The sequence below is a fragment of the Kocuria atrinae C3-8 genome (assembly GCF_000286355.1).
In the GTDB taxonomy this organism is placed as follows: Bacteria; Actinomycetota; Actinomycetes; order Actinomycetales; family Micrococcaceae; genus Kocuria; species Kocuria atrinae_A.
In genome coordinates this window covers 26,848-36,671 of record NZ_AJXN01000081.1, presented here as the reverse complement: position 1 = coordinate 36,671, position 9,824 = coordinate 26,848, and the positions used below count along the sequence as shown (strand labels likewise).

At 61.1% G+C, this 9,824-nt stretch carries 8 protein-coding genes and 1 pseudogene; all 9 read left to right on the top strand.

Features of this window, described 5'->3' with window-relative positions; translation table 11 throughout:
* The coding region (locus YO9_RS0109200; protein WP_016997210.1) for a type I restriction endonuclease subunit R at nt 1-3,022 on the top strand (3,022 nt) is incomplete at its 5' end.
* A gap of 49 nt (nt 3,023-3,071) precedes the next feature.
* Nucleotides 3,072-3,557, top strand: a complete 486-nt coding sequence (locus YO9_RS0109195) for a helix-turn-helix domain-containing protein (protein ID WP_031272988.1) — start codon at nt 3,072-3,074, stop codon at nt 3,555-3,557.
* A gap of 6 nt (nt 3,558-3,563) precedes the next feature.
* Nucleotides 3,564-4,184: a PIN domain-containing protein gene (locus tag YO9_RS0109190; RefSeq protein ID WP_223286335.1), complete on the top strand. Its 621-nt coding sequence runs from the start codon at nt 3,564-3,566 to the stop codon at nt 4,182-4,184.
* A gap of 26 nt (nt 4,185-4,210) precedes the next feature.
* Entirely contained in the window at nt 4,211-4,393 is a 183-nt protein-coding gene (locus YO9_RS17760) for a hypothetical protein (protein WP_223286334.1), read from the top strand.
* A 97-nt stretch (nt 4,394-4,490) separates the two neighbouring features.
* A complete protein-coding gene (locus tag YO9_RS0109180; RefSeq protein WP_262925636.1) occupies nt 4,491-5,249 on the top strand; it encodes a YeiH family protein in 759 nt (252 codons plus the stop codon).
* A gap of 17 nt (nt 5,250-5,266) precedes the next feature.
* Nucleotides 5,267-5,488 carry a putative sulfate exporter family transporter gene (locus tag YO9_RS19930; RefSeq protein ID WP_262925640.1) on the top strand — a complete coding sequence of 74 codons (222 nt, stop codon included), beginning with the start codon at nt 5,267-5,269 and terminating at the stop codon, nt 5,486-5,488.
* A gap of 315 nt (nt 5,489-5,803) precedes the next feature.
* The gene (locus YO9_RS0109175) at nt 5,804-6,829 is read left to right on the top strand and encodes a TAXI family TRAP transporter solute-binding subunit (RefSeq protein ID WP_223286333.1); all 1,026 of its coding nucleotides are present in this window, start codon (nt 5,804-5,806) and stop codon (nt 6,827-6,829) included.
* Between the two features lie 33 nt (nt 6,830-6,862).
* A complete protein-coding gene (locus YO9_RS0109170) occupies nt 6,863-8,953 on the top strand; it encodes a TRAP transporter permease (RefSeq protein WP_223286332.1) in 2,091 nt (696 codons plus the stop codon).
* 57 nt (nt 8,954-9,010) lie between these two features.
* Nucleotides 9,011-9,813 (top strand): annotated as a pseudogene (locus tag YO9_RS0109165) (enoyl-CoA hydratase/isomerase family protein).
* Nucleotides 9,814-9,824 lie beyond the last annotated feature (11 nt).

Sequence of the window (9,824 nt, the reverse complement as noted above, 5' to 3'; positions counted from 1 at the left end):
GCTAAAGGACACCGATCCGGACAACTTCGCCCGCATCGTTCCGGACACCGACAACGATGCAGCCCGGGCAAAAGGTGAGCGCCGCATTCTGGATCGCATCGCCAGTCAGCTGGAGCAACCGGAAAAAGATGGTGGCGGGGTCCTCAATGTCCTCCGCAAGGGGTTCTCGGTTCCCGGTGCCCGACAGTTCAAGATGCTGCAGATGCCCCCAGCAGACGATCGCAATCCGAAAATCGTCGAGAAGTACGCCAAGAACCGCCTGCGCGTCGTTCAAGAGGTCAGCTACTCCGCCAAGAAGCGGGATCGTATCGACCTGGTGCTCTTCCTGAATGGTTTGCCCATGGCAACCATCGAGATCAAGACCAACTACACGCAGTCGCTCCAGGACGCTATCCAGCAGTACAAGCTCGATCGCCTCCCCGCAGGCGAGCCGCTGCTCACCCCATTCCGCGGGGCCCTGGTGCATTTCGCCCTAACGGACAACGACGTCTACATGACCACCGATCTCAAGGGTGGCGAGACGTTCTTCCTTCCCTTCAACAAGGGGCATAACAACGGAGCGGGCAATCCTCCGTGCTCTGACGGCACCAAGACTTCTTACTTCTGGCGAGAGATCTTGGACAGGGATACCTGGATCAACATCCTGACCAAGTTCGTCTACGTGAACCACCAGAAGAAGAAAGACCCCAAGACGGGCAGAGAAACCACAAAGGCCCAGATCCGCTTCCCTCGTTACCACCAGTGGCGGGCTGTCACTCGTTTGACCCAGGCAGCTCGCGAGGACGGACCTGGGAACAAGTATCTGATCCAACACTCGGCGGGCTCGGGTAAAACCGACTCCATTGCCTGGACGGCCCACCGCATGGCGAGCCTCCACACTGCGGAGGGCGAGAAGGTCTTCGACACCGTCTTCGTGATTGCAGACCGTCAAGTCCTGGATCGCCAGCTACAGGACGCCGTGGACCAGCTAGTGAACACGACCGGCCAGTTCCAACCGATCACGTCGGGCAACGAGGGCTCTAAGACCAAGAGGCTCCTGGAAGCGCTGACGGCTGGCGTGCCAATCATCGGCGTGACCCTGCAGACCTTCCCCTACGCGTTGTCCAAGATCCGCGAGGAAGGTGGGACTTTTGCCGGTAAGCGCTTTGCCGTGATCGCGGATGAGGCGCATTCGTCGCAAACGGGTGCGGCGGCGTCGTCGGTGAAGGACCTGTTGTATCTGATCGACCCGTCGGCAGCGCAGGTGGGCGAGGACACCGAGCTGGAACCCGGCGCTGACCAGGACGCGCTAGTACAGATGGCCGCTCAGGCCGATGACGGCAAGCGCATTAGTTACTTCGCCTTCACCGCCACACCCAAGGCCAAGACCTTGGACCTCTTTGGCGTCAAGGATGGGGACGGTAAACCCCAGCCGTTCGACCTGTACTCGATGAAGCAGGCTATCCAGGAGGGCTTCATCCTGGATGTGCTCAAGAACTACACCTCGTACGAACTGGCTGCTCGCATCGCTCTGCGAGGCGCCGACCTCGAGAACGTGCCGGAGGGCCGGAAGCGGGAGGCAGCGGCGTCGTCGACAGAAACTGAGGTGGACGTGCGCAAGGGAACGCGCGCGTACATCGGATTCGTGGAGCTGCACCCCACCAACGTGGATTCGAAGGTGGGCGTCATCATCAAGCACTACCTGAATACGGTGCGACACGAACTGGGTGGGCGCGCCAAGGCCATGGTGGTCACCGGCTCCCGCGCGGCGGCGGTGCGGTATCAGCGTGCGTTCCAGAAGCACATCGAGCAGGAAAATCTGCCGTTGAAAACGCTGGTTGCGTTCTCAGGATCTCTGCCGGACCCGGATGTCTCCGCTCTCCCGGGTGTGGAGGTGCCCGAGGTGACGGAATCCTCCATGAACCCCGAGCGCCACGGGCGGGACCTGGCCGAGCTGTTCAAGCAGGACGACCAGAACATCCTGGTGGTTGCCAATAAGTATCAAACTGGGTTCGATCAACCGCTGTTGGTTGCTATGTACGTGGACAAGCAGCTTTCCGGAATCGCGGCGGTGCAGACTCTGTCACGCCTGAATCGCCGAGCGGATGGCAAGGACAACACGTATGTGTTGGACTTCGCCAATGACCCGGACAAGATTCTCGAGGCGTTCCAGGAGTACTACGAGGAAGCCGAGATCGAGACCGCCTCAGACCCGGACCTGGTGGCCAAGCAGATGACCAAGCTGGATGCTTCGGGCATCTACACGCGAGGCGAGGTCAACCAAGTGTGGACCGCGTGGGCCAAGGTGCGGGGTAAGCACAGTGGCCTGTCTGCGGGCATGGACCCCGCGGTCGAGCGATTCATGCACAAGTGGGAGCGCGCAATTTATGACGACGACGCCGAGGCCCGCCAGGAGCTCGAAGAGTTCCGTTCGCTGCTGACCAACTTTGTGAAGGCGTACGCGTTCTTCTCCCAGATCTTGAACTTCGGGGACGAGTACTACTTGAAGTTGTCGGTGTTCGCGGATCTGTTGGCGCGTCGGCTCAATTCGGAGCTGGATTCGGGAGCGCGGGAGATCGTCGACGCCGATGACGTGGTGCTCACCCACTACCGCCTGGAGAAGCAGCGCGAGGCAGATTTGAAGCTCCGAGAGGGCGAGGCCTCTGGGCTGCAGGGTATGACCGAGGCCGGGATGAAGCGCGAGCAGGAGCGGAAGCGGGCTGCCAAGGCGGAGTTGATCGAGAGGGTCAATGAACTGTTCGGGGATTTGGAACTCGGGGAACAGTTCCTGGTGGCTGGTATGGAGCAGTACACGTCCATCGTGGCTGAGGACGAGAAGCTCAAGATGCAGGCGCGGAACAACACCAAGGCGGACTTCGCGTTCTCACCGCACTTGGTGGAGCGTTCTGGTGACGGGGTTTGGTCTCAGCAGATGGGGTCGGCCGAGTTTTCCAAGCGGTTGCAGGAGCTGGGGCAGCGGGAGTTGGTGTCGCTGCTGCTGGCTAACGGGTTGTATGAGCGGTTGCGTGGGGAGGCTAGTTAGGGCCACGGGTACCGTTTCGAATATTTCGATTATTTACTACACTGGAGTCATGACAACCAACGCCCAGGAACGATCAACCGTGGCGCCCAGCCCTGCGCATAAGGAAGAGCTCAAGGCTCTTTCTCGATTCCTCGATGGCACTCCCGCCGCGAAAGACAGGCAGATCCCCTACCTTGTGTCCCCCGCTGGCGACAAGCAGGAGATCCCCGCAGAGGTCTACTTCTTGCTTACTCACGTGGTGGACGCGCTCGCCAACGATCGAGGCGTGTCTGTGGTGCCTACCAACACAAGGCTGACCACCCAACAAGCCGCCGATCACCTTGGGATCTCCCGCCCAACGTTGGTAAAGCTGTTGGAGCAAGGTGACATCCCTTTCACGAAAGTTGGCAGGCATCGCAGAGTGCTTCTGACTGACCTCGTTGGTTACGAAAAAGATCTAGAGGAACGACGTCGCGAAGGTCTCCGACTGGCGACCCAAGAAGCAGCGAACGACGGCACCTACTTCGACACTCCAACAGACTCGTCCACTCGGTGACCGATTATGTCGTTTCCAGTGGTACTCGATGCCTGTGTGCTGATCCCGATGCCAATCACAGATCTACTCCTTCGCTTAGCAACAGCCAAACAGTTCAGGCCGCTTTGGTCGGATGAAATTTTGGACGAGGTAGAGCGTAACTTGGTAGGGAAGCTCAGCAAGGAGCCATCAAGCGCCCGCAGGCGAGTAGACGCCATGCGGAACTTCTTCCCCGACGCTCTTGTAGAGAACTACGAGAGCTTAGTGCCAGGCATGACCAACGATCTCAAGGACCGGCACGTGCTGGCAGCTGCGGTGCGAGCAGGTGCTGAGCTCATTGTTACTTTCAATGGGAAAGACTTCCCCGCCACCTCGCTCAGGCCTTACGACATTGGGGTTAGATCTACCGATGACTTCCTACTCGATCAATTGGACTTAGACACTCCAACGGTGTGCGCGATCGCTCATGAAGTGGTCACAGATATGCGTAATCCGAAGATAACTTGGGGTGAATATCTTCACGGACTATCCCAGGCGGGACTGCCACTGTTCGCCAATGAACTAGCTCAGAAAGCACCTTCGTTCGCAGCCGGTCACGAGGGCGCACCTCAGCGGAGATTTGGTCAATCTCGGACCGTTGACAATTGAGCACGCTCTCGAGCTGGCGGAGGCCATTGCGGAAGACGATCTCTACAAGGTCGGGTTCACCCGGCGCCAAGCAGGACGGGGTACTGCGCAATCACGGTGTACGGCGGGAGGGAAACGTGGGCGACGTCGTCGTCTTTTCGATCATCGACCGCGAGTGGCCCACCGTGCGGCTGGGGCTGAGTGAGAAAGTCCGGTCATTCACCGATTAGGGTCTGACATGCGCGTTCAGTGCATCGTAAGCGACCGCCGAGTAACCACGCCTCCAGCTCCGGAGGCCGCCGCGCTATTGGCGGTAGGTTCGGAGGCATGGTCGGCAGTGTCAGGGAGACAACACATCTCATTCCGGGGGTAGCTGTCTGCCTTCTGGTTGCCGGCGTTTCTTGGCTCGTTTCGGGAGCCATTCCAGGACTCAGTGCCCTCTTGATCGCCATTTTGTTAGGTGCCCTGTGGCGCAATCTGCTGCCGCTCCCGGAGACCTTGAACTCCGGCGTGGACTTCTCCTCCGTGAAGCTGCTGCGCACGGGGATCATCCTTCTGGGCTTCCAATTGTCACTGTCGACCATTCTCGATCTGGGGCCGGGCGTGCTGCTCGTAGTGCTGATGTCCGTGGCCGTGACCTTCGGGGCAACCCTGTGGATCGGCCACTTGATGGGCATCGGCTTGGCTCAGCGGTTGCTGATCGCGTCCGGATTCTCGATCTGCGGTGCAGCTGCCGTGGCGGCCACGGAGGACGCTGCCCGCGCTAGTAAAGAGGAAACGGCCACAGCACTGGCCTTGGTGGTCTTCTTCGGAACCTTGATGATCCCGCTGGTTCCTTTCATGGGGCATCTGCTGGGCTTGCCGGATGAGTCCTTGGGCATGTGGATCGGCGGCTCCACGCACGAGGTGGCCCAGGTCGTGGCGGCGGGTGGCGCCGTCGGCGGGGGTGCGCTGGCTGTCGCAGTGACCGTGAAGCTGGCCCGTGTTCTCATGTTGGCCCCGGTTATCGCGGGCATCACCGTCTACATGAATCGGAAGGGCGAGCAGGCGCGGGTAAGCGGCCGCCCCTGGTGCCGCTGTTCGTAGTGGGGTTCGTGATCGCCATGCTGATCCGCACGGCAGGAATCCTCCCGGAGAGCGCACTCGAGGTTTTCCAAGTAGTGCAGACGCTTTTGCTGGCCGCGGCGATGTTCGCGCTGGGATTGGGCGTGCATTTCAAGACCCTGCTGCGGGTCGGCGGGCGGCCGGTGCTCCTGGGTTTGCTGTCCACGCTGGTGATCATGGCGGTGTCACTGGGTGGGACTGTGGTGTTTCCGCCGGGGTAAAACACACGGCATGAAGAAGAAGCGCATTGCTTCTCATGAATCAGATTATGACCGGTTCGACATGAATCACCCTCTGTAGTGTTGCGCATCACACAATGACGGTAAGAATGGACAACGCCGGTTTTCGCGACCGCGCGGCGCCTTTGATCCTCGCGCGCCTGCCGAGCGATTCTTCTCCAACAGTGATCTACGGAGCAATATGCCTAGTTCCATCAGTCGACGCTCATTGCTCACGGGCATGACGTCACTGTCCGCACTGGCCGTGCTTTCCGGCTGCACCTCGGGCCCCGCGCCACCGATCGCTCCGAACAGCTCGTGTGGTCCACCTACAACGTGGGTACGGGCACCTACAACGACCTCGCCGCCGTAGCCAATACGCTGACCGGTAAGACGGGTCGTCAGATCCGACTCATGACCTCGGACACCGGTATTGGCCGCCTAGCTCCACTGATCAACGGCACCGCTCAGTACTCCCGAGCGGGTGACGAGTACTACTACGCCTTTGAAGGCAACGACGAGTTCGCCTCCGAACAGTGGGCCCAACCCCTGCGCCAGGTGTGGACACCCCCGGGCAACTACGGCGTACTGGTTCGCAAGGACAGCGGCATCGAGACTGTCGCCGATCTCAAGGGCAAGAAGTATCCTCGCCTGGTCGCCAGCACGTCCATGAACCGAAAATTGGAAGGCATCCTCAATTACGGCGGCCTCACTGGGTCGGACGTCGAAATGGTGGACATCTCCTACGGCGGCCAGATCGAAGCGGTCAAGACCGGACAGCTGGACGCCATGTATCAAAACGTGGTGGGCGCCAACGTGGAGGAACTTGCTTCGCAGTACCCGATCCGCTGGCTGGACCTGGGCGGCAACGACCAGTCCCGCTACGAAACCTGGGAAGAGCTCGCCCCCATGGTCATCCCCGGTCGCTTCACGGACGGCGCGGGCATGGCCGACGGCGAGTCCGCGGTAAACATGCAGTACTCCATTCCCTTGACCACCCTGGCGGAGCGCCCCCACGACGAGGTCACTCGCTTGGTCACAGCGATGGACAAGTACTTCGAGGACTACAAGAACGCCACCCCGGACGCCAAGAACTTCGCCTTCGACCAGATCCTGCTGGACCCGATGGTGGTCCCGTTCCACGAGGCCATGGTCGATTTCCTCAAGGAGAAAGGTCGCTGGACCAAAGACCTTCAAACCCGCAACGACGCCTGCTGGACAGGGAACAACGGATGGCGGAGGCCTGGCCGGACTTCTGGGAGCAGCATAAGAACGACCCCGAGGTGCCCGCCAAGTGGGTCGATTGGAAGCGCGAGAACTACCCAAGCTCCCCACCATCGATGACCTTCCCAACTCTTCAGATAACGGAGGTGCGGCATGAGCACCGTCCAGCAACCCGCCAAATCCGCCGGTCAGCCATCCGCTCAGTCCGTGGCGCAGGATGTGGATCCGTTCGCCGATACCCACGCGCACGCCGGCGACGCCGTGCTCCATGACCACAACCCTCGCCTGACCCCCTTCTGGCGCGGGGTCATTATCGCGCTGTCCGTCGCCGGCATCCTCCTGACCATGAACCAGGTGTTCTTCTGGAACATCGGTGGTCTGGCAGTCCTGACGAATACGTTCCTGTACCTGCTCATCGCGTGCTTCGTGCCGATCGTTTTCATCGCCACCCCGCTGGTCAAGAAGAAGGAGCCGGCCAAGGGCGCAGAGACTACTGAACGATCTGACGGCGATGGTTCCTCGGCAGCGCGCCCTGGCAAGACCGCCGACGCCGCTCGCGGAGTTCCGTGGTACGACATCCTTCTGATTCTGGTCACCATTGGCACGTGCGGGTACTTCGCTGTGAACGGTGTGAAGATCCAGGAATACGGCTGGCAGTTCATTGCGCCCACTCTGGCCACCGTGCTCAGTTTCGTGTTCTGGATCATCGTGCTGGAGGCTCTGCGTCGCGGGTCCGGCTGGATCGTGACCGTGATTGCTTTCGCGTTCTCGGTGTACCCATTATTCGCCGGTGCCATTCCGCTCTCCTTCCTGCAGGGCATCTCTTACGACCTGCCCACACTGGCCCAGGTTCACACCATGGGCGCGGACAGTGTCCTGGGGCTGCCGCTTCAGACCGCTGGCACCATCCTGGTGGGTTTCTTGCTGTTCGGTACCGTGCTCCAGCACACCGGCGGCGCGGACTTCTTCCACAACCTGTCCATGGCAATCTTCGGCCGCTACCGCGGTGGTTCCGCCAAGGTCTCCGTGGCAAGCTCCGCAGCCATGGGCATGATGAGCGGTTCGGCCGTCTCCAACGTTCTGACCACCGGCCCCATGACCATCCCAGCCATGAAGAAGTCCGGGTTTAGCTCCAAGGTGGCCGGCGCGGTGGAGGCAACAGCCTCCTCCGGTGGTTCCATCACCCCGCCCATCATGGGCACCGCGGCATTCCTGATGGTGTCCTTCGTGGGTGTGCCTTACACCAACATCCTCATCGCCGCGGCGATCCCAGCCCTGCTATACTACCTGGGCATCTTCTTCCAGATCGACGGCTATGCCGCGCAGCGCGGTCTGCGCGGCACCGCCAAGCACCTATTGCCCCGTGCGGGTGCCTCGCTGATCGCCGGCTGGCCGTACCTGGCCGCACTCGGTCTACTGACCGTCATGCTCTTCGTGGGAGATTCCGAATCCCAGGTCCCCTTCTGGGTAGTCGGTCTGCTGCTGGTCATCGCATTGATCAAGCCCGGCCTGAAGTTCGGTCCCTCGCAGTGGATCGACCTGGGCGTGGACGTGGGCAAGACCCTCGGTCAGATCGTGGCCATCATTGCCGGTGTGGGTCTGATCCTGGGTGGCTTGAGCGCCACCGGTGTGGCCCTGTCACTGTCGCGTGACCTGGTGGCCTTGGTGGGCGACAACGTCATACTGCTCCTCGTGGCCGGCGCAGCAGTGTGTTTCGTGCTCGGTATGGGGTTGACCATCTCCGCCGCGTACGTGTTCCTGGCCATCGTGATGGTCCCAGCGGTGACCGCCCTGGGCGTCGATCCGATCGCCGCACACCTGTTCGTCATCTACTGGGCCTCGGTCTCCTACATCACCCCGCCCGTGGGATTGGCAGCCTTTGCTGCCGCCGGTATCTCCAAGGCCTCGCCAATGGCTACCTGTTTCTCTGCCATGAAACTCGGAGCGGTCAAATACGTGGTGCCGTTCGCTTCGCCCTCAACCCCGCCCTGGTTGCCCAGCGCCCCCGGGAGAAGTTGCCCTGGCCTTCGTGTTCAGCTTGATCGCCGTCTATGCGCTGGCAGCGGCCATCGGCGGCTGGATGTCCTTCGTGGACCGCCAGGTCCCGATTCCCTTCCGTGTCCTACTGGCAGTGGGCGGATTCATGATGTTCCTGCCCGGTCTCGTAGTGACCTTAATCGGTCTGGCCATCGTGGTCGTCTCTGCGGTGGTGGTTCGCATCATGAAACCTGCACCGGTGATTGACCCGGACACCGGCCAAATAGCCCGCATTCCCCAAGCCGAAGAAAAGGAGCCCGCTCAGTGACTTCTGCTGACAACACCGTGACGGTGGACATCCAGGATGGCATCGCCGTGATCACCATCGACCGCCCCGAGGTACGCAACGCCATCAACGCGACCGTTCTCGGCCAAATTTCCCAGGCCTTGGATGAGCTGGCCGCCAACGACGACGCTCAGATCGTGATCTTCACGGGCGCCGGCGAAAAGGCCTTTGTGCCGGTGCTGACATCAATGAGCTGGCCGTCCGCAAGCCGAAGGACGGCCTGCGCGCCGCAATGCAGGGTGTCTACGAAAAGGTCGAACAGTTCCACAAGCCGACCATCGCCGCGGTCAACGGTTATGCCTTCGGCGGGGGCCACGAGCTGGCCTTGTCGTGTGACATCAGGATCGCGTCCACCAACGCCCAGTTCGCCCTACCAGAGACCAGCCTGGGCATCATGCCGGCCGCAGGGGGCACTCAGCGCCTGGCGCGATTGGTGGGAGTGGGTAGAGCCACCGAGATGATTCTGACCAGTAGGCGCGTCAAAGCCCAAGAGGCCCTGACCATGGGACTGGTGACGGACGTCGTCGAACCCGAAGAACTCATGTCAAAGGCCAAGGAAACCGCGCAGACGATCCTCTCCACGGGACCGTTGGCCACTCAGCTGGCCAAGACCGTGGTGCGCCACGGATTCGACGCCGATCACAGCACGGGAATCCTCTTGGAACGCCTGGCGCAGTCGGTGCTGTACAGCAGCGCCGAGAAGGTCGAGGGAACCAACGCGTTCCTGGAAAAGCGCACGCCCGACTACCGAGCTGCCCAGCGAAAGGACGATGAAGCGTGAGCGACAACAGC